General features: G+C 74.9%; 29 protein-coding genes. 21 read left to right on the top strand and 8 right to left on the bottom strand.

The window, feature by feature from the left end:
• Positions 1-2 precede the first annotated feature (2 nt).
• The 5 genes from AB0J76_RS36430 (at position 3) to AB0J76_RS36410 (ending at position 4,645) form a co-directional block, all read left to right on the top strand.
• A complete protein-coding gene (locus AB0J76_RS36430) occupies positions 3-374 on the top strand; it encodes a YciI family protein (RefSeq protein ID WP_352324530.1) in 372 nt (123 codons plus the stop codon).
• On the top strand, positions 371-1,609 hold the full coding sequence (locus AB0J76_RS36425; protein ID WP_352324529.1) for a DUF6596 domain-containing protein: 1,239 nt from the start codon (positions 371-373) through the stop codon (positions 1,607-1,609). The genes AB0J76_RS36430 and AB0J76_RS36425 overlap by 4 nt, the downstream gene beginning before the upstream one ends.
• A 94-nt stretch (positions 1,610-1,703) precedes the next feature.
• Positions 1,704-2,828 carry a winged helix DNA-binding domain-containing protein gene (locus AB0J76_RS36420; protein WP_352324528.1) on the top strand — a complete coding sequence of 375 codons (1,125 nt, stop codon included), beginning with the start codon at positions 1,704-1,706 and terminating at the stop codon, positions 2,826-2,828.
• A 63-nt stretch (positions 2,829-2,891) separates the two neighbouring features.
• On the top strand, positions 2,892-3,518 hold the full coding sequence (locus AB0J76_RS36415) for a PAS domain-containing protein (protein WP_352324527.1): 627 nt from the start codon (positions 2,892-2,894) through the stop codon (positions 3,516-3,518).
• A complete protein-coding gene (locus AB0J76_RS36410) occupies positions 3,515-4,645 on the top strand; it encodes a pyridoxal phosphate-dependent aminotransferase (RefSeq protein ID WP_352324525.1) in 1,131 nt (376 codons plus the stop codon). Before AB0J76_RS36415 ends, AB0J76_RS36410 begins: the two co-directional genes overlap by 4 nt.
• Here the strand turns inward: AB0J76_RS36410 and AB0J76_RS36405 are convergent.
• From AB0J76_RS36405 to AB0J76_RS36390, 4 genes are all read right to left on the bottom strand, one after another.
• Positions 4,632-5,441, bottom strand: a complete 810-nt coding sequence (locus AB0J76_RS36405) for a TetR/AcrR family transcriptional regulator C-terminal domain-containing protein (RefSeq protein ID WP_364392209.1) — start codon at positions 5,439-5,441, stop codon at positions 4,632-4,634. The two genes, AB0J76_RS36410 and AB0J76_RS36405, sit on opposite strands and share 14 nt — an antisense overlap.
• A 141-nt stretch (positions 5,442-5,582) precedes the next feature.
• The gene (locus tag AB0J76_RS36400) at positions 5,583-5,936 is read right to left on the bottom strand and encodes a hypothetical protein (protein WP_352328117.1); all 354 of its coding nucleotides are present in this window, start codon (positions 5,934-5,936) and stop codon (positions 5,583-5,585) included.
• Positions 5,937-6,180: 244 nt separating this feature from the next.
• Positions 6,181-6,816: a GNAT family N-acetyltransferase gene (locus AB0J76_RS36395; protein WP_352328116.1), complete on the bottom strand. Its 636-nt coding sequence runs from the start codon at positions 6,814-6,816 to the stop codon at positions 6,181-6,183.
• Positions 6,817-6,943: 127 nt separating this feature from the next.
• Entirely contained in the window at positions 6,944-7,333 is a 390-nt protein-coding gene (locus tag AB0J76_RS36390) for a MerR family transcriptional regulator (protein WP_352328115.1), read from the bottom strand.
• Between the two features lie 54 nt (positions 7,334-7,387).
• Here AB0J76_RS36390 and AB0J76_RS36385 point away from each other — a divergent pair, with 54 nt between their 5' ends.
• A complete protein-coding gene (locus tag AB0J76_RS36385; RefSeq protein WP_352328114.1) occupies positions 7,388-8,692 on the top strand; it encodes an MFS transporter in 1,305 nt (434 codons plus the stop codon).
• Here the strand turns inward: AB0J76_RS36385 and AB0J76_RS36380 are convergent.
• Positions 8,616-10,091, bottom strand: coding sequence for an LLM class flavin-dependent oxidoreductase (locus AB0J76_RS36380; protein WP_352328113.1), 1,476 nt, complete (start codon positions 10,089-10,091; stop codon positions 8,616-8,618). The genes AB0J76_RS36385 and AB0J76_RS36380 overlap by 77 nt on opposite strands.
• Before the next feature lie 78 nt (positions 10,092-10,169).
• On the opposite strand from AB0J76_RS36380, the gene AB0J76_RS36375 reads away from it, so the two are divergent.
• Positions 10,170-10,640 (top strand): MarR family transcriptional regulator, encoded by a 471-nt coding sequence (locus AB0J76_RS36375; RefSeq protein WP_352328112.1) that lies wholly within the window; start codon positions 10,170-10,172, stop codon positions 10,638-10,640.
• Positions 10,641-10,722: 82 nt separating this feature from the next.
• Here AB0J76_RS36375 and AB0J76_RS36370 read toward each other — a convergent pair whose 3' ends face one another.
• Positions 10,723-11,682 (bottom strand): DsbA family protein, encoded by a 960-nt coding sequence (locus AB0J76_RS36370; RefSeq protein ID WP_352328111.1) that lies wholly within the window; start codon positions 11,680-11,682, stop codon positions 10,723-10,725.
• A 57-nt stretch (positions 11,683-11,739) separates the two neighbouring features.
• On the opposite strand from AB0J76_RS36370, the gene AB0J76_RS36365 reads away from it, so the two are divergent.
• The 6 genes from AB0J76_RS36365 to AB0J76_RS36340 all read left to right on the top strand — a co-directional run bounded on the left by AB0J76_RS36365 (position 11,740) and on the right by AB0J76_RS36340 (position 16,942).
• A complete protein-coding gene (locus AB0J76_RS36365) occupies positions 11,740-12,303 on the top strand; it encodes a TetR/AcrR family transcriptional regulator (protein ID WP_352328110.1) in 564 nt (187 codons plus the stop codon).
• Between the two features lie 185 nt (positions 12,304-12,488).
• Positions 12,489-13,463 (top strand): small ribosomal subunit Rsm22 family protein, encoded by a 975-nt coding sequence (locus AB0J76_RS36360; protein WP_352328109.1) that lies wholly within the window; start codon positions 12,489-12,491, stop codon positions 13,461-13,463.
• A 26-nt stretch (positions 13,464-13,489) separates the two neighbouring features.
• A complete protein-coding gene (locus AB0J76_RS36355) occupies positions 13,490-14,257 on the top strand; it encodes a GNAT family N-acetyltransferase (protein WP_352328108.1) in 768 nt (255 codons plus the stop codon).
• A gap of 44 nt (positions 14,258-14,301) precedes the next feature.
• Positions 14,302-15,195, top strand: coding sequence for a pentapeptide repeat-containing protein (locus tag AB0J76_RS36350; protein ID WP_364392200.1), 894 nt, complete (start codon positions 14,302-14,304; stop codon positions 15,193-15,195).
• 23 nt (positions 15,196-15,218) lie between these two features.
• On the top strand, positions 15,219-15,698 hold the full coding sequence (locus AB0J76_RS36345) for an Rrf2 family transcriptional regulator (protein WP_358001181.1): 480 nt from the start codon (positions 15,219-15,221) through the stop codon (positions 15,696-15,698).
• 44 nt (positions 15,699-15,742) lie between these two features.
• Positions 15,743-16,942 (top strand): MFS transporter, encoded by a 1,200-nt coding sequence (locus tag AB0J76_RS36340; protein WP_352327013.1) that lies wholly within the window; start codon positions 15,743-15,745, stop codon positions 16,940-16,942.
• Positions 16,943-16,979: 37 nt separating this feature from the next.
• Here the strand turns inward: AB0J76_RS36340 and AB0J76_RS36335 are convergent, their stop codons facing one another.
• A complete protein-coding gene (locus tag AB0J76_RS36335) occupies positions 16,980-17,477 on the bottom strand; it encodes a MarR family transcriptional regulator (protein ID WP_352327012.1) in 498 nt (165 codons plus the stop codon).
• A gap of 76 nt (positions 17,478-17,553) precedes the next feature.
• Between AB0J76_RS36335 and AB0J76_RS36330 the strand changes: the two genes are divergently transcribed.
• Complete coding sequence (locus AB0J76_RS36330) at positions 17,554-18,465, top strand: EamA family transporter (RefSeq protein WP_352327011.1); 912 nt, start codon at positions 17,554-17,556, stop codon at positions 18,463-18,465.
• Between the two features lie 37 nt (positions 18,466-18,502).
• Complete coding sequence (locus AB0J76_RS36325) at positions 18,503-19,366, top strand: SMP-30/gluconolactonase/LRE family protein (protein ID WP_352327010.1); 864 nt, start codon at positions 18,503-18,505, stop codon at positions 19,364-19,366.
• Between the two features lie 16 nt (positions 19,367-19,382).
• On the opposite strand, the gene AB0J76_RS36320 is transcribed toward AB0J76_RS36325, so the two are convergent.
• The gene (locus tag AB0J76_RS36320; protein WP_352327009.1) at positions 19,383-19,871 is read right to left on the bottom strand and encodes a DinB family protein; all 489 of its coding nucleotides are present in this window, start codon (positions 19,869-19,871) and stop codon (positions 19,383-19,385) included.
• Positions 19,872-19,938: 67 nt separating this feature from the next.
• Between AB0J76_RS36320 and AB0J76_RS36315 the strand changes: the two genes are divergently transcribed.
• The 6 genes from AB0J76_RS36315 (at position 19,939) to egtC (ending at position 24,802) form a co-directional block, all read left to right on the top strand.
• Entirely contained in the window at positions 19,939-20,337 is a 399-nt protein-coding gene (locus AB0J76_RS36315) for a VOC family protein (RefSeq protein ID WP_352327008.1), read from the top strand.
• Positions 20,338-20,567: 230 nt separating this feature from the next.
• Positions 20,568-21,161: a sigma-70 family RNA polymerase sigma factor gene (locus AB0J76_RS36310; protein WP_352327007.1), complete on the top strand. Its 594-nt coding sequence runs from the start codon at positions 20,568-20,570 to the stop codon at positions 21,159-21,161.
• A gap of 40 nt (positions 21,162-21,201) precedes the next feature.
• Positions 21,202-21,447, top strand: a complete 246-nt coding sequence (locus AB0J76_RS36305) for a zf-HC2 domain-containing protein (RefSeq protein ID WP_352327006.1) — start codon at positions 21,202-21,204, stop codon at positions 21,445-21,447.
• 86 nt (positions 21,448-21,533) lie between these two features.
• On the top strand, positions 21,534-22,799 hold the full coding sequence (egtA, locus tag AB0J76_RS36300) for an ergothioneine biosynthesis glutamate--cysteine ligase EgtA (protein WP_352327005.1): 1,266 nt from the start codon (positions 21,534-21,536) through the stop codon (positions 22,797-22,799).
• Positions 22,796-24,091: an ergothioneine biosynthesis protein EgtB gene (gene egtB, locus AB0J76_RS36295; protein ID WP_352327004.1), complete on the top strand. Its 1,296-nt coding sequence runs from the start codon at positions 22,796-22,798 to the stop codon at positions 24,089-24,091. Before egtA ends, egtB begins: the two co-directional genes overlap by 4 nt.
• On the top strand, positions 24,092-24,802 hold the full coding sequence (gene egtC, locus AB0J76_RS36290; protein WP_352327003.1) for an ergothioneine biosynthesis protein EgtC: 711 nt from the start codon (positions 24,092-24,094) through the stop codon (positions 24,800-24,802). It begins immediately after the preceding gene.
• Positions 24,803-24,804 lie beyond the last annotated feature (2 nt).

Genomic DNA, 24,804 nt, shown 5'->3' with positions numbered 1-24,804 from the left:
CCATGAAATACCTGCTGCTCGGCTACACCCCGGCCGCCGCGTGGGACGCCGCCACCGCCGACGTCCCCTCCGAGGAGGCGCTGGCCGCCTTCGCGACCTACCAGAAGCTGGAGCAGGAGCTGATCGCCTCCGGCGAGTTCGTCAGCAGCGAGGGCCTGGGGCACCCGGCGGTCAGCACCACCGTCCACCGCGACGGTGACGAGGTGGTCGCCACCGACGGTCCCTTCGCCGAGCTCAAGGAGGTCCTGGCCAGCTTCGCCGTGATCGACGTGACCGGCAGGGAGCGGGCCGTCGAGATCGCCGCCCGCATCGTCGAGGCGCTCGGCGAACCGATCGAGATCCGCCCGATCATGGGTGCGGACTTCGGGACGTGAACCGCGAGCTGGAGCACCTGCTGCGCACCGAGGCGCCGCAGGTGCTCGGCGCGCTGGTCCGCCGCTTCGGCCGGTTCGACATCGCCGAGGACGCGGTGCAGGAGGCGCTGCTGACCGCCGGGCGTACCTGGCCGGTCGAGGGCGTCCCGGAGAACCCGCGCAGCTGGCTGATCCGCGTCGGATACCGGCGCATGGTGGACCTGCTCCGCTCCGACCAGGCCCGCCACCGCCGCGAGCTGCGGGCCGGGGCGGCCGACCTTGCCATGCAGGAACCCGGGCGACAGGCACACCCCGCCGCCGGGAGCGACGACAGCCTGACCCTGCTGCTGCTGTGCTGCCATCCCGCGCTCGACCCCACCTCTCAGGTGGCGCTCACGCTGCGCGCGGTCGGCGGCCTGACCACCGCCGAGATCGCGCACGCCCACGGCACGACCGAGCCCACCATGGGCGCCCGGATCAGCCGCGCCAAACAACGGCTGGCCCGCGCCGGAGCCCGCTTCACGCCGCCCACCGACGCCGACCGCGACAGCCGCATGACCGCCGTGATGCGGGTGCTGTACCTGATCTTCAACGAGGGCTACACCGCCACCGCCGGCGACCGGCTCGCCCGCGTCGACCTGACCCGCGAGGCCATCCGGCTGACCCGCATGCTGCACGCCTCGCTCGCCGACGACGCCGAGGTGACCGGCCTGCTGGCGCTGATGCTGCTCACCGAGTCCAGGCGCGCAGCCCGTACGGACGGCGGCGACCTGGTCCCCCTGGACGAGCAGGACCGCGCCCGGTGGGACCGCGACCTGATCGACGAGGGCACCGCTCTCATCGACGGCGTCTGGAACCGCGGCCGGACGGGCCCCTACCAGCTCCAGGCCGCGATCGCCGCGGTGCACTCCGCGGCCGCCGCCCCCGACCGGACCGACTGGGCCCAGATCGCCATGCTGTACGTGTGGCTCGAACGGCTCACCCCCACGGCGCCGGTCCAGCTCAGCCGGGTGGTGGCGGTGGCCCACGCCTACGGACCGGCCCGCGGCCTGGCGCTCCTGGACGACCTCAACCGCCGCCACCACCTGGACCGGCACCCGCTCACCAGGCAACGGGAGCACGCGGTCCGCGCCCACCTGCTGCAGATGACCGGCGACACCGCGCGGGCCGCCGCGCTCTACCGTCAGGCCGCCGGCCTGACCGCGAACCAGGTCGAGCAGCGCTACCTGCTCAGCAAGGCCGGCGGACTCAGCTGACCGGCCCCCGCCCGCAGGGGTGACGCCCGATGTAGCGGAACGAACCTTTCCGCCTGTCCTTCTACGGTGAAGGGAACGCACCGAGGAGGAATTCGTGATCGAACTGTCGTGGCCGCAGGTCAGCGCACGGCGTCTGGAGCGGGCGCGGCTGGCCGCCCCAGCCGCCGACAAGGGCCAGGCCGCCGTCGTGGCCGCCATGTGCGGGGCGCACGCCCAGGTCATGTCGGCGGCCGAGCTCTCGATCGGCCTGCGGCTCGACGGTGTCACCCGCGCACACGTCCGCGAGGCGTTGTGGGAGGAGGGAACCCTGGTCAAGACGCACGGGCCGCGCGGAACCGTGCACCTGCTGCCGGCGGACGACCTGCCCATGTGGCTGGGCGCCCTGTCGTCGCTGCCCGCGGGGCCCGGCGGGGCCGAGGGCGTGCGGCTGACGGCGGAGCAGACCGACCAGGTCGTCCAGGCCGTCCGCGACGCGCTGGGCGGGGCCGACCTGACGATCGACGAGCTGAGCGAGGCGGTCGTCGCGGCCACCGGGCCGTGGGCGGGCGACCTGGTCATGCCCGCGTTCCAGGGCATGTGGCCGCGCTGGCGGCAGGCGATGGCCACCGCGGCGCACCGCGGGGCGTTCGTGTTCGGGCCGGTCAGGGGGCGCAAGGTCACCTACCGCGCCGCGCCGGCCGCGCCCGTGCCGCCGGACGGGCGGGCCGGCCTGGTCACGGCCTACCTGGCCGCGTACGGGCCGGCCACCCCGGCGCAGTTCGCCCAGTGGATCGGGGCGCCGGTGCGGTGGGCGGCGGAGGCGTTCGCGTCGGTGGAGACCGAGGAGGTGTCGTTCGAGGGGCGTCCGGCCCGGGTGCCGGCGGGGGACACGGCGGTGCCGGACGGGCCGCCGCGCGGCGTGCGCCTGCTGCCGTACTTCGACGCCTACCTGGTCGCGGGCCGCCCCCGCGAGCTGCTCTACCCGGGCCCGGCCTGGCAGCGGGCGTTGTCCGGCGGCCAGGCGGGCAACTTCCCCGTGCTGCTCGTGGACGGCGAGGTGCGCGGGGTCTGGCACCAGCGGCGCTCCGGCAGCCGGATCGACGTCACGGTGGAACTGCTGGCCGGCCTGACCGCCGCCCAGCGCGGCGAGCTCGACGAGCAGGTGGAACGGGTGGGGGAGATCCTGGAGGGCAGGCCGCGCCTGACTCTCGGCCCGGTCACCGTGGGCGCGCACGCCTGAGCCCGGGGGACGCACATCGGGCCCGGTTGGACAAAGCGTCCGAACTGGACATAGCATCCGGGCGTGACGAAGACGGATGAACGCGTGCGGCTGTGGTCGCCGGTGTGCGAGGCGGTGGCCGCGCTGCTGGCCCCGTACGCCGAGGTGGTCCTGCACGACGTCCGCGGCGACCAGGTCCTGGGCGTGTGGAACCCGATGTCCGGGCGCGGCCCCGGCGCTCCGTCGCTGCTCGGCGAGCTCGACCGGCTCGACCCCTCGCCCGGCGGCGTCTATGGCCCGTACGAGAAGCTGCTGGCCGACGGGCGGCGGCTGTCGTCGGTGAGCGCCGTGCTGCGCGACCCCGGCGGCGAGCCGTCCGCCGTGCTCTGCGTGAACCTCGACCGCACCCCGCTGGAGCAGGCCGCGGCGCTGCTGGCCGCGTTCGCCGCGCCGTCGGCGCCCCGTCCGGAGGCGCTGTTCGAGCAGGACTGGACCGAGCGCGTGCAGCAGATCGTCGGCGCCTACGTCCGCGCGCACGGCCGGCCGGTGGAGCGGCTGACCCGCGAGGACCGCCTCGCCGTGCTGGCCGAGCTGGACCAGGCCGGGGTGTTCACCGTCCGGCGGGCGCCGTCCGTCGTCGCGGGGGCGTTGCGGACGTCCCGCTCCACCCTCTACACCCTGCTCGCCGAGCTCAGGAGGAGCCGACCGTGACCCCGCTTCCCGACTTCCGGCTGGAGGTCTACTTCTCCCGCTGGGAGTTCACCGCCCGCCACCACCTGGCCGCCTCCGACGCGCAGACCATGACCATGGCCGAGCTGCTCGCCCTGGCCGGCGACGACGACAGGCACGCCTGGGAGACGCTGTCCCTCGGCTACACCGAGACCTTCGGCGACCCGGGGCTGCGCCAGGCCGTCGCGGACACCTACGAGCGCGTCGGCGCGGACGACGTGCTCGTCTTCGCGGGCGCCCAGGAAGCCCTGTACCTGACCATGCAGGTGCTGCTCGGCCCCGGCGACCACGCCGTGGTGGTCACGCCCTGCTACCAGTCCGCCGAGACGGTGCCGATGGCGTTGTGCGAGGTCACCGGCGTCGCGCTCGACCCGGCCCGCGACTGGGCGCTCGACCTCGACGCCGTGGCGGCCGCGATCCGGCCCAACACCCGCGTGGTGTCGGTCAACTTCCCCAACAACCCGACGGGCAAGGTCATCGACGCGGCCGACCTCGCCCGGCTGGCGGCGCTGTGCGAGGAGCGCGGCATCCACCTGTTCAGCGACGAGGTCTACCGCGGCCTGGAGCTCGATCCCGCCCGTACGCTGCCGCAGGCCGCCGACCTGTCGACGGCGGCGCTCTCGCTGAACGTCACCTCCAAGTCCCTCGGCATGCCCGGCCTGCGCATCGGCTGGATCGCCTGCCGCGACCGCGAGCTGCGCGCCCGCCTCGAACGCGCCAAGCACTACACGACTATCTGCAACTCCGCGCCCAGCGAGATCCTCGCCCGCATCGCGATCAAGGCACGGGACCGCATCCTGGAGCGCAACCGCGGGATCATCGCCGCCAACCTGCCGCGCTTCGAGGCGTTCTTCGGCGAGTTCGGCGACCTGTTCGAGTACCGGGCGCCGGACGGCGGCTGCGTCACGTTCCCCCGCTACCTGGGGCCGGACGGCGTCGAGGCGTTCTGCGGCGAGCTGGTCGAACGGGCCGGCGTGCTGCTGCTGCCCGCGGGCGTCTACCGCTCGGAGCTCACGCCCACGCCGGACGACCGGTTCCGGCTCGGCGTGGGCCGCGCCGACCCCGAGCCGGGCCTGGAGGCCTGGGCGTCCTTCCTCAAGGGGCGCTGACCGGCCCGTCGGGCGGACCGGTCCGCCCGACGGCGGCCTGCACGCCGTCGAGCAGCACGGTGAGCCCAACCGTGAACGCCTCGTTCACCTGATGCTCCAGGTACGGCTCGCCCTCGCCGGGGACGCTCGCCTCGCTCTCGATCCAGGCCACCATGGGGAAGCGGGCCGCGAAACCCGGCGCGACCTCCTCCAGCAGCTGGGAACGGGTGTGCCACCACTCCTCGTCCGACACGCCGGTGGCCGACGGGGCCTGCCGGGACTCGGCGACCGTACGGGCCGCGCCGCGGACGAAGTCGAACAGCAGCGACACCACGCCGCGCAGCGCGGGCGGGCGCAGGCCGGTCTCGCGCAGGATCGTGACCAGGCTCTCCAGCAGCGCGAACTCGTTGGGGCCCAGCACCGGCCGGGCCTGCGACACCTGCAACACCCAGGGATGACGCTGGTAGAAGTGCCACAGGTGCCCGGCCCACGCGGTGACCGCGGGCCGCCAGCCGCCGGTCAGGTCGTGGGCGGTGGGCAGCTCGCCCAGGGCCTTGTCGTACATGAGGTCCACCAGTTCGCCCTTGCTGGGGACGTAGGTGTAGAGGGCCATGCCGGTGCGGCCGAGCCGTTCGCCGACCTTGCGCATGGACAGCGCGGCCATGCCCTCGGCGTCGGCGACGGCGATGGCGGCGTCGACGATCAGGTCCACGCTCAGGCCCGGCTTGGGGCCGGGACGCGACTCGCCCGGCTCCTCGGTCCGCCACAACAACGCCATCGAACGGCGCGCGTCCCCCTGCCCGGCGAAGACGACCACAGTACGACTCTCCTCTGCCCCGGATCTCTTTACGGCAGAAGATATCAGCGCCCGCCGCGGCGTCCGCGGGGGCGGCGAGAGCCGGGCGTGCGTCGATCCCGGCGCCCCGCGAGGGCGCCGGGATCGAGGCGGGTGAGGGCGTCAGCCCCCGACGCCGACCCCCGCGCCGGGGCCGTAGCCGTGGCCGATCCAGTTGCCGTTGCCGCTGCCCGGCCAGTTGTGACGGCCGTGGTCGTGCTTCCAGCCCCAGCCGTCGTCGTCGGAGTCGTGCCCGTGCTCGTCGCCCTTGCAGGCGTCGGCGTCACGGGTGCCGGCGAACCTGCCGTACTTCGTGACGTGGTGGTACGTGGAGTCGTCGTTCGTTCCGAGGCTGCAGTTGTCCGGGTGCCAGTGCCTCTCGTCGGACCAGGCGTCCGCGGCGGCCACGCCGGCCATGCTGAACACCGCGGCCGCGACGAGCAGTGCACCGCCGGCGGCGATGAGGTTACCTCTCATGAGCTCCCCCTGTAATCACGAAGTGACATCGGCCATCACTATACGTAGCGATCTTGGACGCCCTCCGCAGCGCCACACCCGGTTTCCCCCAACAGCGGGCCCCCTACCAGCAAACTCCCGGACACCGGCAACCCCGGCCTGGCAAGGGAGCGCGGGCCTTCCGCACGGCGTTCCGGCACGGGCGCACGCCGGGCACAGGACGCCGCCGGGGCCAGGACGCCGCCGGGTCCAGGACGCTGATGGGTCAGCCGTTGTCCGGAACGAGCAGCACCTCGGCCCCCATCGGCAGGTAACCCGCGGCCAGGAAGGCCCGTACGCTCGCGGCGTTGCCCGGCGCGATCTGCGCCCACAGCGGGCCGGGCGTCAGGTGCCTGGCCGCCGCGGCCAGCGACCTGCCGAGCCCGCGCCCGCGGTGCTCGGGCTCCACCTCGATGGCCGCCTCCCAGCGGCCCGCCACGCCGCGGCCCAGCGTGACCAGGCCGGCCCCGTCGCCGGTGACCCACACGCGCACGGCGTCCCGATAGAGGCGGGCCCGGACGACGCGCGGATGGTCGCCGGCGGTGAGCTCCTCCAGCGGGAGCGGGGGCGGCCCGGGGGCGGGGGCGGCCAGCGCAAGCAGGTCGAGGTTGCCGGTCCGCCGGCCGGTCGCGGCCTCCATCGCCGTCAGGAAGGCCGGCATGAGCGGCGCCGACAGGTCGCCGGCGGGCAGCAGGGCGTGCACCCGGGCCGGGTCGACGTCGGCGAAGACCACCGTGTGGGCGGTGAAGGCGATGATCCCCGCGTCGCGCTCCGACGGCTGGGGCAGGACGGTCACGCTGCCGTCGGGGGCGGGCGGGCGGCCCGCCGCCGCGTCCGAGAGAAGGTCGGCCAAGGTCTCCATGCCCACATTCCAGCAGACCGAATTCCCGGCGGAACGATCAGGCCGGGGGCCGTGCTCGGGCGCCCAGCAGCGCGGCCTGCTGGCCTTCGGGCGGCGGCGCAGCCGGGCTGCCGTCCCGGCGGAACGGTCACTCCGAGGGCGCGCCCCCGTCCGCCGCGGAGCGTACGGCGGCCAGGTAGGCGTGGATGGCGTCCCGGTTGCGGGACAGGCAGTCGATGCGCTGCTGGATGCGGCCCGCCTCCGCCCGCAGCAGCTCGGCCAGCTCGGGCGTCAGGCACTCCGGATGCAGGTGGATCTCGTCCGGCTTGTTCAGGAACGGCAGGATGCGGCGGATGATCTCCGTCGTGAGCCCGGAGTCGAGCAGGCCGCGGATCTGCTGGACCCGGTAGACCGCCGACTCGGGATAGTCGCGGTAGCCGTTGACGGCGCGGTCGGGGTGCAGCAGGTCCTGCTCCTCGTAGTAGCGGAGCATGCGCGTCGGCACGCCCGTACGCTGGGACAACTGTCCGATCTTCATGCTTCCCCCGAGGATTTGCCTTCACACTGATGTGAAGGTTTCAGCATAGGCGGCATGTCTCCTGCGAAACTCCCGTGGGCGGGGCTGCTCGCGCTGTTCACGGCGGCGTTCACGGCCGTCATGACCGAACTCCTCCCGGCGGGCCTGCTGCCGCAGCTCGCCGTCGCCCTCGGCGTGGCGGAGGGGACAGCCGGGTTCCTCGTGACCGCCTACGCGGTCGCCTCCTTCCTGGCCGCGATCCCGCTGACCGCGTTGCTGCGCGGGCTGCCCAGGCGGCAGGTGCTGGTGGCCGCGCTGCTCGGCTTCGCGCTGCTCAACGCGGTCACGGCGGTGTCGTCGTCGTACGCGGTGACGTTCGCGGCGCGGGTGGGCGCGGGGGCGATGGGCGGCATCCTGTGGGCCATGCTCGTCGGGTACGCCGCCCGCATGGTCCCCCCGGAGCGCCGCGGAAGGGCCATCGCGATCGTCTCGGCCGGGATCACGGTGGCGCTGTGCGCGGGCATCCCGGCGGGCACGCAGCTCGCGGCGGCCGTCGGATGGCGGGCGGCGTTCGGGTCGCTGTCGGCGGTGGCGGTGGTGCTGGTGGGCTGGGTCCTGTGGAGGGTGCCGCCCTTCCCCGGCGAGCCGGCCGCGCGGCGGGTGCCGTTGCGGCGGGTCGCGGTCGTGCCCGGCGTCAGGACCGTGTTGTCGGTGACGGCGCTGGTGCTGCTCGGGCACCAGGCGATGTACACGTACCTGGCGCTGTTCGCCGAGCAGGCCGGGTTCGGCCGGCCGGGGACCGTGCTGCTGGTGTTCGGCGTGGCCACGGTGGCGGGCATCTGGGTGGTCGGCGCGGTGATCGACAGGCGCCCGCGGGCGACCCTGCTCGCGGTGCTGGCCGCGGTGGCCGCGTCCATGACGGCCCTCGGTCTGTACGCCGGGTCCGCCGGGGTGCTGCTGGGCGCGGTGGCGTTGTGGGGCGCGGCGTTCGGGGGAGCGCCGACGCTGCTGCAGACCGCGCTGGTCGTCGCCTCGGGGCCGGAGCACGCCGACGTGGCCACGTCGATGCAGACCACCGTCTACAACGCGGGCATCGCGGCCGGGTCGCTGGCCGGGGGGATCGTGCTGGAGGGCGCGGGGGCGGGCGCGCTGCCGTGGACCGCCCTCCCGGTGGCGCTCGCCGCCCTCGCGGTCGTGGCCGCCGCCCGCCGGCACGCCTTCCCGGCCCCCGGCGGCCCGGTCCACGAGGATCCGGTCCACGGCGATCCTGTCGCCGGGAGCCGGGCCTCCGGAGCGGCCGTCGCTAGAAGCCGTGCCTCGACAGCGGCGGCACCAGCTCCCGCTCCTCGTACGACAGGTGGGACAGCAGCGCGTCGCTGAGCAGGTCGACGGCGGCGCGAAGGTCGCCCAGGCCGCCGGGCTCGCCGACGAAGGCGACCAGCGTGCGGTCCACCCGTTCGATGATCTTGTGGATCGCCTCGTGCTCCTCCTGCAGCCGGTCCAGGACGGGCGCGAGCCCCGGCTCGGCGCGGCGCAGCTTCGGGAAGACCATGCTGTCCTCGCCGGTGTGGTGCATGGTGACGAGCCGGCAGTACGACTCGCAGTACGCCCCCAGCGTCCAGTTGTTCTGCCGCATCGTCATGGTCGCGATCTGCGAACGGGCCGCGCCCGCGTCGATCGTGCCCGCCGCCACCTGCTCGACGAGGTCGCGCAGCTGGGCCAGCTCGGCGCGCAGGTGGTCGTGCACGTCCACGAGGTGCTGCCCGGCGGCCTGCTCGGCCGGGGTGTACCGGCGGCCGGGGTCGGGGTCGGGCGCGGTGGGCCTGGTGGCCTCGTCCCAGACCTGGACCGCAGCGTGGGTCGCGGTGCGGGGCGCGGTGCGGGTCGCGGTGCGGTGGTCCGGTTCCGGGGAGTGCCCGCGTCCGGCGGCGACCAGCTCCCGTACGGCCGGGGCGGTCTCGGCGGCGAAGCGCTCGATCTCGCGCGGATCGCCGGACATGAGGATGAAGACGCTCACCCCGTGGACGAGCGCGAGTTCGGCGAGCTGCGCGGCGGGCAGCGGGCCGCCCAGGTTGAGCAGCCGCCGCACGTCGGACGGCGACCGCCCGGCCTCCAGCGCGGCCTCGTCGATGACGGCGTTGCCCGCGCCCAGGGCGGAGACGTCCTGGAAGCGGGGGAGCGAGGGCAGCCAGCCGTCGGCCAGCCGCCCGGTGAGCCGGAGCATGCGCGGCTTGTAGGCGCCGAGCCAGATCCCGATGTCGTGGGCCGGTCGCGGGCCGCGCTTGAGCCCGTCCACCCGGTAGTGCTCGCCGCGGTGGTGGACGCCGCCGCGCGTGCCGGTGTCCCAGACCGCGCGGATGATCCCGATGCCCTCCTCCAGCGCGGCCACGGCCTCGGACGGGGTGTGCCGGGGGCCGCCCATGGCCTCGATGGCGTCCCAGTAGCCGCCCGCGCCGAGCGCCAGCTCGAACCGGCCGTGGCTGAGCAGGTCGAGGCTGGCCGCCGCCTGGGCGAGCACGGCCGGCGGGCGCAGCGGCAGCGGGTGCACGTTGCCGGCCAGCCGGATGCGCTCGGTGCGCGCGGCGACGAAGCTGAGCAGCGTCCAGGTGTCGAGGAGGGCGGGCTGGTAGGGGTGGTCCTGGAAGGTCACCAGGTCCAGCCCGGCGCGCTCGGCGAGCTGGGCGAGGGCCACGACCTCGTCCGCCTGCCCGGCGGCCGGGACGAGGTTGGCGCTGAACTGCAGGTCGTGACCGTAGTCGGGCATGAGGGGCTCACCCATTGGTTGGTTGTACGAACTGTTGGTGTCGCGAAGTAAATTTAGTTCGTGCCGCCAACTACTGTCAATTACACTGGTCGCATGGTCGCCACCGAAGCCCCGGCTCTGAGCCTCACCGAGGCGCTCGTCCGCCTGGCGCACCTGGTCGAGCAGGTCTACGGCGAGGTCAGCAGGGAGCACGACCTGACCCCGCAGCAGGCCCAGCTCCTGTGCCTGCTGGTCGGCGGGCCCATCGGGATGACCGGTCTGACCCGGGCGCTGCACCTGGAGAAGTCGAGCCTGACCGGGCTCGTCGACCGCGCCGAGAAACGCGGGCTGGTGGCCCGGGTGCGCGACGCGCGTGACCGCCGAGCCTGCCTGATCGAGCTGACCCCGGCGGGCGCGGAGATCGCGGTGCGCGCCCACGACGGGGTTGCGGCCCGCCTGGAGACGCTGTCCGCCGGCCTGCCCGCGGGCCACCGCGACCTGCTGGCCGCGGCCATCGGGGAGATCCTGGCCGAGGACACCGCCCGCACCGGCCGCACCTGGGGCCGCCTGGAGCCCGGCCGCTGATCGGGGGAGCGTCAGAGGCGGGGGAAGACCTTCGCGACCTCCTCCCGCGGGGGTGCGGGAGCAGGTCACCAGGGGCTCGGCGTCAGGCGTAGTCGGGGGTCATGACGGCGGCCAGGGTCAGGTGCGGGGCGGCCTGCTCCGGGTGGCCCTGGCGGTGCAGGGTGCGGCCGAGCAGGTGGCGGGCGTAGGAGTCGTCGGGCGCCTCGGCGACCAGGCTCTCCAGCGCCGTACGCGCCCGGCCGAGCTGGGCCGAGGCGAAGTACGCGCGGGCCGCCAGCAGCCGCACCCCGCGGTCCGTGCCGTGCTCGTCGAGCAGCGGCCGCAGCAGCGTGAGCGCGCCGAGCGGGTCGCGCTGGTCCAGCAGCGACTCGGCGTGGCGCAGGCGCTCCACCTCGGCGGGCAGCCGCCGGACCGGGTGGCCGGCGGCGTCGGCCAGGAAGTCCCTGATCACGTCCGGCGGCTGGGCCCCGGCCAGGGCGCGGCGGCCCGCCACGATGGTCGGCGACGTGCGCACGCCCTTGGCCTTGCCCGTGAGCAGCAGCTCGCGCACCAGGCCGGCGCCCCGGCCGTCCCACGGGAGGCCGGTCTCGGCGGCGATCGCCGACAACACGGCCGGGTCGCCGATGTCGAGGGTCTCGACGAAGTGGGCCGACAGGACCCGCCCGACCACGGCCGACTGCAGCGCCGCGCCGCCCGTCTCGTACGCCACGGCGATCAGCCGGTGCGCCTCCAGCGTGTTGGGCCGCCAGGCCGCGCCCCACTGCTGCCCGAGCCCTTCGTCGGCGGCGACGCCGGCCACCCGCAGCCGGTTGTCGGCCGGGGACAGGCCGGGCGAGCACACCTGCAGCGCCTCCTCGACCATGGGGTCGCTCAGCACCTCGGCCAGCGGCTCGGCCTTCGCCGGCGCCGACGGATCGATCTGGAACGGCCGCCAGACCACCTCGACCGGCTCGCCCTCCCAGGAGGCGAGGGCCTTCTCCAGCCGCCGCTTCCCGATGTGGGCCCATCCGCAGACCATGTCCGCCCAGACTTCGATTCGCATGACGGGCAATCTATGCGACAACTGTCGATTAGTCAACATATGTCGTATAGTGGCGGCGTGAACCCGGACGATCCGCGCGCGCGGCGCACCCGCGCCCGCCTCAAGGCCGCCGTGCTGGACCTGGCCGCCCGGCAGGAGCTGGGCAGCATCACCATGTCGGCGCTGGCGCAGCACGCCGAGGTCAACCGCGCCACGATCTACCTGCACTATCCGGACGTCGACGCGCTGGTCACCGACGCCATGGAGGACGCCGTCACCGCCGTGGCGCGGGCGGCGGCCCTGTGCCCGCTCGACGCCCCCCGCGACCGGCCGCCGGCCCCGCTGGCGGAGCTGTTCGACCACGTGGCCGCCAACGCCACCCTGTACGAGCGCATGCTGGGCGGCCAGGGCAGCGCCCGCTTCGCCGCCCGGATGCGCGAGCGGCTCACCGAGGAGCTGACCGGCCGCTTCGCCACCGGCAGCCGCCCGGCGGGGTTCGAGGACGTGCCCGCCGACGTGCACGCCGCCTTCCTGGCCGGGGCGCTCATCGGCGTGATCACGCACTGGGTGTGCGGCGGCCGCCGCGACGCCGCCGCCGCCCAGTCGTTCTGGCGCCTGTTCCGGCCCCCGGTCCCCGGCTGAGCTGCGCCGCCGCCGCGGGCTGCCCTACGGAAACCAGGGCGCTCCGGGCCCTGAGCGGCCGCCGCGCGCCGCCCGGTTGGTACGCTGCGTCGCGACATCGCCGGACAGGTCAGAGGCGTCATTCCTCCCCTGGCAGCGGTCGCCCGCCCCGTCCCCGACCCCGACCCGACCGCCAGGACCACACGATGACCATGCTTCCCGACGAGCTCAGGACCGCCCTGGACTCGGCCCTGGCCCGCTTCGCGCCGCACGACCTGTCCCGCGCGACGGAACAGCTCACCGAGCGCTACCGCACCGGCCCGTCCGCCGCCGCGCCGCACCTGCGCACCCCGGCCGACATCGCGGCCTACGCCGCCTACCGCATGCCCGCCACGTACGCCGCCGCGGGCACCGCCATGCGCATGGCCGCCGCGTCGACCCCGGGCTTCGCGCCGCGGACGCAGCTCGACGTGGGCGGCGGCACCGGCGCGGCGGTCTGGGCGGCCGCGCCGGTCTGGCCCTCGCTGGAGCGGGTCACCGTCGTCGAGCACGACCCGCAGATCATCGAGCTCGGCCGGCGGCTGGCCAGGACCGCGCCCGTGCGCGACGTCACCTGGCGGCGCGCCTCGATCGACCCTGGGCTCGACCGGCCCGCCGCCGACCTGGTCACCATGTCGTACGCCCTGAACGAGCTGCCCGCGCAGCGGCACGCCGACGTCGTGCGCTGGCTGGCCGCGGACGCGACGATGGTGATCGTGATCGAGCCCGGCACCCCCGCCGGCTACGCCAACATCGTCACCGCCCGCGAGACGCTGACCGGGTGCGGCCTGACCGTCGTCGCCCCCTGCCCGCACGACGGCCCCTGCCCGATCCGGCCGGGCCGCGACTGGTGCCACTTCTCCGTCCGCCTGCCGCGCACCACCCTGCACCGCCGTGTCAAGTCCGGCACGCTCGGCTTCGAGGACGAGAAGTTCTCCTACGTGGCCGCCGTGCGGGGGGAGTGGCCGCGGGCGGCGGCACGCGTCCTGCGCCACCCGCAGAAGCGCAAGGGCCTGGTGTCGCTGCGCCTGTGCACCGCCGAGGAGGGCGTGCGCGACGTGGTCGTCTCCAAGCGGCAGGGCGAGCTGTACCGGCTGGCCCGCGACGTCGACTGGGGCGACGACTGGCCGGCCGCCGAGTGACCCGGTCCGGCGGTAGGGTCGGCCGGATGGATCACGATGAGGTGCTGGCGCTGTTCGACCGGCAGATGCGGCGGGAGGCGCGCCCCGACGGGCCCGACGCCAGGGTCGAGCGGGACGCCGACGTCGTCCGCCAGGTCGGCCCGCCGCACGCGTGGAACGGCGTCCTGTGGTCCGGCCTCGACGAAGGGAGCGCCGACGCGGCCGTCGCCCGCCAGGTGCGTTATTTCGGCGACCTCGGCCTGGGCTTCGAGTGGAAGCTGTACGCCCACGACCGGCCCGCCGACCTGGCCGACCGGCTCCTGGCCGCCGGGTTCGCCGCCGAACCGGCCGAGACCGTGATGGTCGCCCGGGTCGCCGACCTCGACACCGAGGTGGCGCCGCCCGACGGCGTGCGCCTGGCGCCGGTCACCGACGCGGCGGGCGTGCAGGCGCTGGTCGAGGTGCACGAGCTGGCCTTCGGCGCCGACGGCAGCCGGCTGCGCGACCACCTGCTGGGCCGCCTGTCCGACGACACCGTCGTCCCCGTCCTCGCGGTGGCGGGCGGGCGGGCGGTCAGCGCGGCCCGGCTCGACCTGTCCCCTGGCGCGAGCTTCGCCGGGTTGTGGGGCGGCGGCACCGTGCCGGGCTGGCGGGGACGCGGGCTCTACCGGGCGCTGGTCGCCTGGCGGGCCCGGCGGGCCGCCGAGCGCGGCTACGACTACCTCCAGGTCGACGCCTCCGAGCAGAGCCGGCCGATCCTGCTCGGGCTCGGGTTCGTCCCGCTCACCACGACCACGCCGTACGTGCGCCCCTGATCCCGCCGGTACCCTGGGCAGACCCCGTCGAGACAAGGAGAGCGTTGCCCGAGAGGACCCCGCGCGAGCTCGGCCTGCTGGCCGACTGCGAGAGCTGTTTCGGCCTGTGCTGCGTGGCCCTGCCGTTCGCCGCCTCCGCCGACTTCGCCGTCGCCAAGGACGCCGGCCGCCCCTGCGTCAACCTGCGCGACGACTTCCGCTGCGGCATCCACGCCCAGCTCCGGGAGCGCGGCTTCCCCGGCTGCACCGTCTTCGACTGCTTCGGCGCCGGGCAGAAGGTCTCCCAGGTCACCTTCGAGGGCCGCGACTGGCGCGCCGCGCCCGAGACGTCCGGGCAGATGTTCGCCGTGTTCCCGGTCATGCGGCAGCTCCACGAGCTGCTGTGGTACCTCGCCGAGGCGCTGACCCTCGACGCCGCCGCGGAGATCGTCCCCGAGTTGCGGGCGGCGTACGAGGAGACCGAGCGCCTGACCCGGGAGAGCCCCGGCGTCCTGGAGCGGCTCGACGTGGCCGCCCACCGGGGCGAGGTCAACACGCTGCTGCTGCGTACGAGCGAGCTGGTCAGGGCCGGTCGGCGGGGCAGGGAGCACCGCGGCGCCGACCTGATCGGCGCCAACCTCAAGGGCGCCGACCTGCGCGCGGCCAACCTGCGCGGCGCCTACCTCATCGGCGCGAACCTGCGCGGGGCCGACCTGCGCCTGGCCGACCTGATCGGCGCCGACCTGCGGGGCGCCGACCTGTCCGGAGCCGACCTCACCGGCTGCGTCTTCCTCACCCAGGCCCAGGTCAACGCCGCCAAGGGCAACCCCGCCACGCGGCTGCCCGCCGCCCTGACCCGCCCCGCCCACTGGACGTCCGCCGCCGCGGAGCCGGAGCCGCGCGCCCGGCGCGGCAGGGCCGGATCCCGCGGCGGACGGGGCCGGCGCGGCCGCCCCTAAAGGGACATGTAGTATCCCCTTTCATGCGCATGGGTGAAGGCGTCGAGTGGGGGCTCCACTGCTGCCTGGTGCTGGCGTGGCTGGAGGACGAGGCCCCGCTGCCCACCGGGCGGCTGGCGGCGCTGTTCGAGCTGCCGCCGGTCTACCTCAAGAAACGGCTCCAGGCGCTGGTCCGCGCCGGCATCCTGGCCTCGGTGCCGGGCGCGCAGGGCGGTTTCAGGCTGGCCAGGCCGCCCGCCCGGATCACGCTCATGGACGTCGTCGCCGCGGTCGAGGGCCCCGACGAGGCGTTCAGGTGCACCGAGATCCGGCAGCGCGGCGCGGGGGCCGAGGCGCCCGCCCGCGAGTTCGCGCACCCGTGCGGCGTCGCGGCGGCCATGCGCCGGGCCGAGCTCGCCTGGCGGCGCGAGCTGGCCGCCCAGACGGTCGCCGACCTCATGGACGCGGCTCCGGCCAACGCCCCCGACCGCGCGCGCCGCCACTACGAACGCCTTCGCGGCTGAACTCGACCCCGCCCGCCGGGCGCACACCTGGAAGGAGAATCGGGATGTTGAATGTCCCGAATAAGACGGAGTCCCGTGGCCTCGCCCCGACGCTGGTACTGGCGCTCGGGACGTTCGCCGTGGGCACGGACGCGTTCGTGGTGGCCGGGTTCCTGCCGGACCTGGCCGCGTCGCTGGAGGTCACCGAGGGGGCGGCCGGGCAGTCGGTGACGGTGTTCGCCGTCGCGTACGCGCTGTCGTCGCCCGTGCTGGCCACCGTCGCCGCGCGGGTGCCGCGGCGGGCCCTGCTGGTGACGGCGCTGGTCGTGCTCGGGCTGGCCAACCTGGGGTCGGCGCTGGCGCCGTCGTTCCCCGTGCTGGTGGTCAGCCGGGTGCTGGCGGCGGCCGCGGCGGCGGCGTACACGCCGGGCGCGGGCGCGGTGGCGGCCGTCCTGGTGCGGCCCGAGCTGCGGGCGCGGGCGCTGGCCGTGGTGGTGGGCGGGCTGACGGTCGCGACGGCGCTCGGCGTGCCGCTCGGCGACCTGGCCGGCGAACGGCTCGGCTGGCGGTACGCGCTGGGTGCGGTGGCCGTGGCCTGCCTGGCGGTCGCCGCCGGGGTGTACGCGATCATGCCGGTGCTGCCGGGCGCGCCTCGGGTGCCGCTGCGCGCCAGGCTGGACGTGCTGAGGCGGCCGGCGGTGACGGCCATCCTGCCGCTCACCGTGCTCGGCATGGCGGCCAGCTACACGGTGTACGCCTACAGCGTGCCCGCCCTGCGCGCCGTGGGCGTGGAGGGGACGGCGGGCATGCTGTTCCTGTACGGGCTCGGCGCCGTCCTCGGCAACCTGGCCGCCGGGTACACCACCGACCGGTGGGGCGCGCACCGGGTGCTGCCGGTCGCGTACCTGGTCATGGCCGTCAGCCTGGGGCTGCTCGCCTGGATGGCGGCGGCCGGCGCGGCGGACGGCACCACGGTCGGCACTGTGGCGCTGGTCGGCGTGCTGGTCCTGGCGTGGGGAGCGAGCAGCTGGTGCCAGACGCCGCCGCAGCAGCACCGGCTCATCGCCGCCGCGCCCGGGGAGGCGCCGCTGGTGGTCTCGCTCAACTCCTCGGCGATCTACGCGGGGATCGGCGCGGGCACGCTGCTCGGCGGGCTCACGCTGCCGTCGGGCGCGGCCCTCACGTACGCGACCGGCGCGGCGCTGGCGGCCGCCGCCCTGCTGTTCGCCCTGGCCACCAGATCGGCGGGCGCCACCCCGCACTGACCGGCGCGGGCCGCGTCGCCCGGCGGCGCGGGTCGGGTCAGGCGGTGTTGTCGCCGAGGGATTCGAGCAGGTCGCGCAGGGTGGCGGCGAGCTCCTCGCGCCGCTGCCCGGTGAGCGCCGCCAGCATCCGCTGCTCGGTCGCCAGATGGTCGGGCAGCGCGCGGTCGATCAGCGCGAGCCCCTCGGCGGTGAGCGTCACGTGCACGCCGCGCCCGTCGGAGTCGCTGGGCGTGCGCCGCACCAGCCCGCGCGACTCCAGCCGGTCGAGCCGCTGGGTGACGGCCCCGGAGGTGACCATGGAGGCGCGCATCAGGGCGGCGGGGGTCAGGCGGTGGGGCGGCTCGCTGCGCCGCAGCGTGGCCAGCACGTCGAACGAGGCCCGGTCGAGCCCGTGCCCGGCGAACGTACGGCCCAGCTCGGCCTCGATGAGCCGGGACAGCCGCGACAGCCGTCCGATCACCGCCATGGGGGAGACGTCCAGGTCAGGGCGCTGCTCGTGCCACTGCCTGAGGATGTAGTCGACCTGGTCAGCCACACTGGCAGCCTACAAGTGTCTTAGCGGTGAGGAAAATCACCTGGCCGGAACGTCGGCGTTCGGTTAATTTGTCTTAGTGCTAAGTAATCGAACGGGAACCGTTCTGCTGACCGCCCTCACCCCCGCCATCTGGGGGACCACCTATTTGATCACGACCGAACTGCTGCCGCCCGGCCGCCCCTTGCTCGCCGCGTTGATCCGCGCCCTGCCGGCGGGGCTGATCCTGATCGCGATCACCCGCCGGCTGCCCCGGGGGAACTGGTGGTGGCGTGCCCTGGTGCTCGGCGCGCTCAACATCGGGTTGTTCTTCGCGTTGTTGTTCGTGGGCGCCTACCGGCTGCCCGGAGGGGTGGCCGCCACCGTCGGGGCCATCCAGCCGCTGCTGGTCGCGTTGTTGTCGGCGGGATTGCTGGGCGAGCGGCTGACCTGGCGCGTCGCGCTCGCCGCGGCGGCGGGCGTGGCCGGGGTGAGCCTGCTGGTGCTGCGCGCCGACGCCCGGCTCGATCTGCTGGGCGTGGCCGCCGCGCTGGGCGGCGCGGTGGTGATGGCGGTCGGCGTCGTGCTCAGCAAGCGCTGGAAGTCGCCCGCGCCGCTGCTGGCCACCACCGGATGGCAGCTCACGGCCGGCGGCCTGCTGCTCGCCCCGGTGACGTTCCTGGTCGAGGGGCCGCCGCCGGCGCACCTGACCGGCGAGAACCTCGCCGGGTACGCCTACCTCGCGATCATCGGCTCGGCCCTGGCCTACACCCTGTGGTTCCGGGGCATCCGGGAGCTGTCGGCCACCAAGGTCACCTTCCTCGGGCTGCTCAGCCCCGTCGTCGCCACCGCGCTCGGCTGGCTGGTGCTCGGCCAGCGGCTCACGCTCGCGCAGGTGGCCGGCGCCGTGATCGTGCTCGCCGCCCTGCTCGTGGCGCAGCTCCAGCCCGTACGGCACCGCGTCGCGCCGGAGCCGCTGGAGGCCCCCGTGCCCGCGGGCGGGAAACGATGATCGCGTCCGCCGCTAGGATCGGGCCGAGGAGGCCGGGATGAGCGTGCAGGCGTACCCCGTGACCGGGCCGGTGGCCGAGCACGGCGAGGGGCCCGTGTGGTGCGCCCGCTGGGGCGGGCTGCGGTGGGTGGACATGCTGGCCGGCGACGTGCTCGCCCTCGACGACTCCGGCGGCGTGCGGCGGCGGCACGTCGGCCCGGTCGCCGCGGCGCTGCGCCCGCGCGTGTCCGGCGGTTACGTGGTCGCCGGCGAACGCGAGCTGCTGCTGGCCGGCTCCGACGACCTCGACGCGCCGCTGCGCCCGCTCGGCCAGGCGTGGAGCGACCCCGGCGTGCGCATGAACGACGGCGGCTGCGACCCCGAGGGCCGCTTCTACATCGGCAGCATGCCCTACGACGAGACCCCCGGAGCCGGCTCGCTCTACGTGGCCGGACCGGACGGCGCGCTCAGCCCGGTGATCACCGGCGTCACCGTCTCCAACGGCCTCGACTTCAGCCCCGACGGCGGCCTGGCCTACTACGCCGACACCGCCACCGGCCGGGTGGACGTGCTCGACCACGACCCGGCGGGCGGGCTCACCGGGCGCAGGCCGTTCGTGACGATCGACCCCGCCCAGGGCGCGCCCGACGGGCTGACGGTCGACGCGGAGGGCGGGGTGTGGGTGGCGCTCTGGCAGGGGTTCGCCGTGCACCGGTACACCCCCGGCGGGCGGCTCGACGCCGTGGTGGAGCTGCCGGTCGGCAAGGTCACCGCGGTCACGTTCGGCGGCCCCGGCCTCGACCGGCTGTTCGTCACCACGTCGAGGCTCGGGGTGGACGCCCGGGAGCAGCCGGAGGCGGGCGCCCTGTTCGCGGCCGACCCCGGCGTGCGCGGCCGCCCGGTGCTGCCCACCACCCTGTGACGGGAGCGAAGGACGATCAGCGGGGATGGTCGCCGGTGGCGCCGTCGATCAGCTCGCGCAGGATGTCCATGTGGCCCGCGTGGCGCACGGTGTCCTCGATCATGTGGATGAGCACCCAGCGCAGGGTCACCCGGCGGCCCGACCACGAGGTGCCGATCTCGTCGAGGGGGAGGTCGGTGATCGCCTTGTCGGCGGCGGCGCGGGCCCGGCCGTAGAAGGCGACGATCTGCTCGGTGGTCTCCCGCTCGCCGATCGCGAAGTCGTCCTCGGGGGCGAACCACAGCGGCTCGGCCTCGCGGCCGAAGGTGGCGCAGAACCAGCCGTACTCGACGGCGGCCAGGTGTTTGACGATGCCGAGCAGCGACGTGCCGGACGGTGTCATCGGCCGCCTGACCTGCTCCTCGCCCAGCCCTTGGAGCTTCCACACGACGACGTCGCGATGCCGGTCGAGGCTGGCGTGCAGGCTCTCCTTCTCGCCACCGGACGGCGGCACTTCCGTTCCCATGCCCGCGACCGTAACAGGCGGCACCGACACGTTGCCGTCGCCCGCCGGGGGCCGCGATACTCCCTGCATGATCGGTCATATCGGCATCAACGTCCCCGACATGCGGGCGGCCAAGCAGTACTACGACGCCCTCCTGCCGTACCTCGGTTTCAAGGAGTTCTTCAGCAGCGAGGAGGAGATCGGCTACATGCCGGCCGACGACAAGCCGGGCACGTACCTGTTCCTCTACCCCTCGCAGGAAGACGGGGACTACTCGCGGCACCGCACCGGGCTGCAACATCTGGCGTTCTCGCTGCGCAGCCGGTCGGCGGTGGCCGAGGCGCACGCGCGGGCGGTGGAGCTCGGCTCGCAGGTGCTGCACGAGCCCAGGGAGTTCCCCGAGTACCCGCCGCCGTACCACGCCGCGTTCTGGCTCGACCCGCACGGCGTCATGCTGGAGGCCGTCTGCCATTACGACCGCGACTGACCTGCGGCGATCCGGGTCCCGCGCGGCTGGACGGCCGCCGCCGGGGAAGGTTCCCTGTCGGTGCCGCCGTACGACGTGCGGGCGCGGACCGGTGTGCGATCTTCAGGTGCGAGGGGGCGAGGGCTAGCCTGGAGCATGACGTCCCGCACGGGCCCGGCGGCCGGCCGGGCGTGGACGACGCGCGGCCCGATGTCATGATGTCCCCGACGCTCGACCGGGAGGAAACGATCGTGGGGCCTTTCGCGGGCGGTGGGCTGCCCCCGGACGACGTCGTCGTGGCGGCGCTGCGGGCCGGGGACGAGTCGATGTTCGCCGCGCTCCTCGACACCTGGTCGCGGGGGATGTTGCGGGCGGCCAGGTCCTACGTGTCCACCGACGACTCGGCCGAGGAGGTCGTGCAGGACACGTGGCTGGCGGTCATCGGCGCCATCGACGCCTTCGAGGGGCGCTCCTCGGTCAAGACGTGGGTCTACCGCATCCTGGTCAACACCGCCAAGAAACGCGGCCTGCGGGAGAGCCGGACGCTGCCGTGGAGCGCGTTCGAGCCGCCCGCCGAGCCGGCCCAGAAGGAGGACGGCCCGACGCCGGAGGGCGCGGTGCTCGCCTCGGAGGCGCGCGGTCTCATCGGCGAGGCGCTGGCCGGGCTGCCGCCCCGGCAGCGGATCGTCATCACCCTGCGTGACCTGGAGGGATGCACGTCCGAGGAGGTTTGCGAGATCCTGGAGATCTCGGCCGCCAACCAACGGGTGCTCCTGCACCGGGCAAGAGCCACGGTCCGCGACCGGCTCGAAGGCTACTACCAGTCCGTGAAGCGGTCAGAATAGGTTAAACGGTTCAACGTTCAGAGGTGAGGCGGTCAACGTCGTGAAGCGGTTCACGTGCGACGAGCTGGTAGAACTCATCACCGCCTACCTTGACGGCGCTCTTGACCGGCCCGAACGCGAGGGGTTCGAGGCGCACGCGGCGGCCTGCGCCGACTGCGCGCGGCAGCTCGACCAGTTCCGCGAGACCGTCCGGGCCCTGCGCGAGCTGCCGCCGGAGCGCAAGTTGTCCGACGGCACGCGCGACCGGCTGATGTCCGCGTTCAGAGCCCGCCGCCACCAGCGCTGACGGCCCAAGAGCCGCAAAAAGGGCAAATCTCGGCAGATCATCAGAATTCCGTGTAACGCTGGCGGGTCTCGCGGGTCTGTAAGCACATGCGCCACGCGATGACCGGCCCGGCGGCCGGCGGGTCCGGCGCCTCGGGAGCGGCCGGCGAGCCGCTCCGGGGCGTGCCGGAGGTGGAGGAGTTCGCACGCCGGTGCTTCGCCCCCGCCCCGGGTGACCGGGTGGGGGCCGAGCTGGAGTTCCTGGTCTTCGACCGGGCGGACCCGGCGCGGCAGGTGCCGATGGACCGGGTGGAGCGGGTCGTCCCGGCGCTGGCCGGCGGGAGCCGGGTGACGTACGAGCCGGGCGGCCAGATCGAGCTGTCGGGCCCGGCCGGGCCGCCCGCCGAGGCCATCGGACGGCTGGCCGCCGACGTGGCCGCCGTACGCGCGGCGCTCGGGCGGGACGGGCTGGTGCTGGGCGGCGTGGGGCTCGATCCGCTGCGCCCGGCCCGGCGGCAGCTCCGCCAGCCGCGCTACGACGCCATGGCCGAGTTCCTGGGCCGCCCGTACGGGCCGCTGATGATGTGCTCGACCGCGTCCGTCCAGGTCAACGTGGACCTGGGGGAGCGGCCGGCGGTCCGGTGGGAGCGCGCCAGGCTGCTCGCGCCCGTCCTGATCGCGGCCTTCGCCAACTCGCCGCTGAGCCGTGGACGCCCCTGCGGCTGGATGTCGGGCCGCCAGGCCGTCTGGGAGAACCTGGACCCCACCCGCACCGCCCCCGTCGACGGCTCCGGCGACCCGGCGGCGGCCTGGGCGGCGTACCTGCTGGACGCCCGGCTCATGCTCGTCCGCGAGGACGAGCGCCGCTACCGCGCGGTCGGCGACGGCTCGACCTTCCGCGACTGGCTCGACGGCGCGGGCGAGCGCCCGCCCACCCCCGAGGACCTGGCCTACCACGCCACCACGCTGTTCCCGCCGGTCCGGCCGCGCGGCTGGCTGGAGATCCGCTACCTCGACGCCCAGCACCCGGACGACTGGCCGGTGTGCGTCGCCGTCACCCACGCGCTGATCACCGACGACCGCGCCGCCGACGCCGCCCTGTCGGCCGCCGAGCCCGTAGCCGGCCTGACGGAGGTGGCCGCCAGGTGCGGCCTGACCGACCCGCGGCTCGCCCGCGCCGCCGAGGCGGCCTTCCGCGCCGCCGTCGAGGCGCTGCCCCGGCTCGGCGCGCCCGCCGATCTGGTCGACGGCGTGTCCGGCTTCGCCGCCCGGTACGTGAGCGCGGGCCGCTCCCCGGCGGCCGACCTGATGGACCTGATGACGGACCCGGTACGGCGCCTGCCGGCCTGGCTGAGCGGAGAAGGACGGGCATGAACGACATCAAGGAACGCATCGCCGCCGAGCTGACCGCGGTGCGCGACCGTTCGCTGACCTACACCGAGGCCGAGGACGACCTCCTGCTGCGCCAGCACTCCCCGCTGATGTCGCCGCTGGTGTGGGACCTCGCGCACGTCGGCAACTACGAGGAGCTGTGGGTGCTGCGCGAGGCCGCCGGCATCACGCCGCTGCGCCCCGAGATCGACGACATCTACGACGCCTTCAAGCACCCCCGCAAGGACCGTCCCACCCTGCCGATCCTCGGCCCGGCCGAGGCCAGGAAGTACATCGGCGGCGTGCGCGGCCGGGTGCTCGACGTGCTGGACGCGATCGACCTGGAGGCCGCCGCGCCGCTGCACCGCGACGGGTTCGTGTTCGGCCTGGTCATCCAGCACGAGCACCAGCACGACGAGACGATGCTGGCCACCTGGCAGCTGTCCCGGCAGCCCGGCCTGGTCCGCGACGGCGACCTGCCGCCGGGCCGCGACACCGGCCCCGCCGAGGTGTACGTGCCCGCCGGGCCCTTCCAGATGGGCACCGCCACCCTGCCCTGGGCCTACGACAACGAGCGCCCCGCCCACCGGGTCGACCTGCCCGCCTACTGGATCGACCGGCTGCCCGTCGGCAACGCCGCCTACGCCGCGTTCGTCGAGTCGGGCGGCTACGACGACCCGCGCTGGTGGCACCCGGACGGCTGGCGCTGGCGGCAGGAGAGCGGCGCCACCGCGCCGCTGTTCTGGACCCGCGAGGGCGGCGCCTGGTGGCGCACCCGCTTCGGCCGCGCCGAGCCCGTCCCGATGGACGAGCCGGTGCAGCACGTGAGCTGGTACGAGGCCGACGCCTACGCCCGCTGGGCGGGCCGGCGGCTGCCCACCGAGGCCGAGTGGGAGAAGGCGTGCGGCTGGGACCCGGACGCCGGGCGGGCCCGCAAGTACCCGTGGGGCGACGAGGACCCCCGTCCCGACCTGGCCAACCTCGGTCACCGGGCGGCCCGGCCGGCCCCGCTGGGCGCCTACCCCGCCGGGGCGAGCGCGTACGGGGCCGAGCAGATGGTCGGCGACGTGTGGGAGTGGACCGGGTCGTGGTTCCAGCCCTATCCCGGGTTCCGCAGCTTCCCGTACAAGGAGTACAGCGAGGTCTTCTTCGGGCAGGAGTACCGGGTGCTGCGCGGCGGCTCGTGGGCGGCCGACCCGGCGGCGGTGCGGACGACGTTCCGTAACTGGGACTACCCGGTCCGGCGGCAGATCTTCACCGGCTTCCGCTGCGCCCGCGACGCCGAGCGGGCCTAGATGTGCCGGCACGCCGCCTGGCTGGGCGCCCCGCGCCCGCTGACCTCGCTGATCCACGAGCCGGCGAACGGCCTGCTCGCCCAGTCGTACGCGCCCCGGCGGCAGCGCCACGGCACGGTCAACGCCGACGGCTACGGCATGGCCTGGTACGACCCGGCCCGGCCGGAGCCGGTGCGCTACCGCCGTGCCATCCCCATCTGGGCCGACGCCAACCTGCCCGCGCTCGCCGAGATCGCCCGCTCCGGCTGCCTGATCGCGGCCGTGCGGTGCGCCACGACCGGCATGCCGGTGGAGGAGAGCGCCACCGCGCCGTTCGCCGGGGGCGGCTGGCTGCTCAGCCACAACGGCCGGGTCGAGCGCGACGCGGTCATGGACCTGGCCGACGACCTGCCCGAGAGCCCCTGCGACTCGGCCTGGCTGGCCGCCGCCGTGTTCGCCCGCGGCAGCGCCGGGCTCGGCCTGGCCGCGGCGCTGGCCGACGTCGTCGTGCGCGCCGGGGAGAAGGACGCCGCCGCCCGGCTGAACCTGCTCGCCTGCGACGGCACGGCGCTCGCCGCGACCGTCTGGGGCGACACCCTCTTCTTCCGCGCCGACCAGGACGGCGTGTACGTGGCCAGCGAGCCCCTGGACGACCGGCCGGGCTGGCAGGAGGCGCCCGACCGCAGCCTGCTCACCGCCACGCCGGACGACGTACGCGTCCAGCCGTTGTGACC

The sequence above is a fragment of the Nonomuraea sp. NPDC049624 genome, assembly GCF_040675255.1.
Classification (GTDB): Bacteria; Actinomycetota; Actinomycetes; order Streptosporangiales; family Streptosporangiaceae; genus Nonomuraea.
This window is presented reverse-complemented; position numbering and strand designations above follow the sequence as displayed.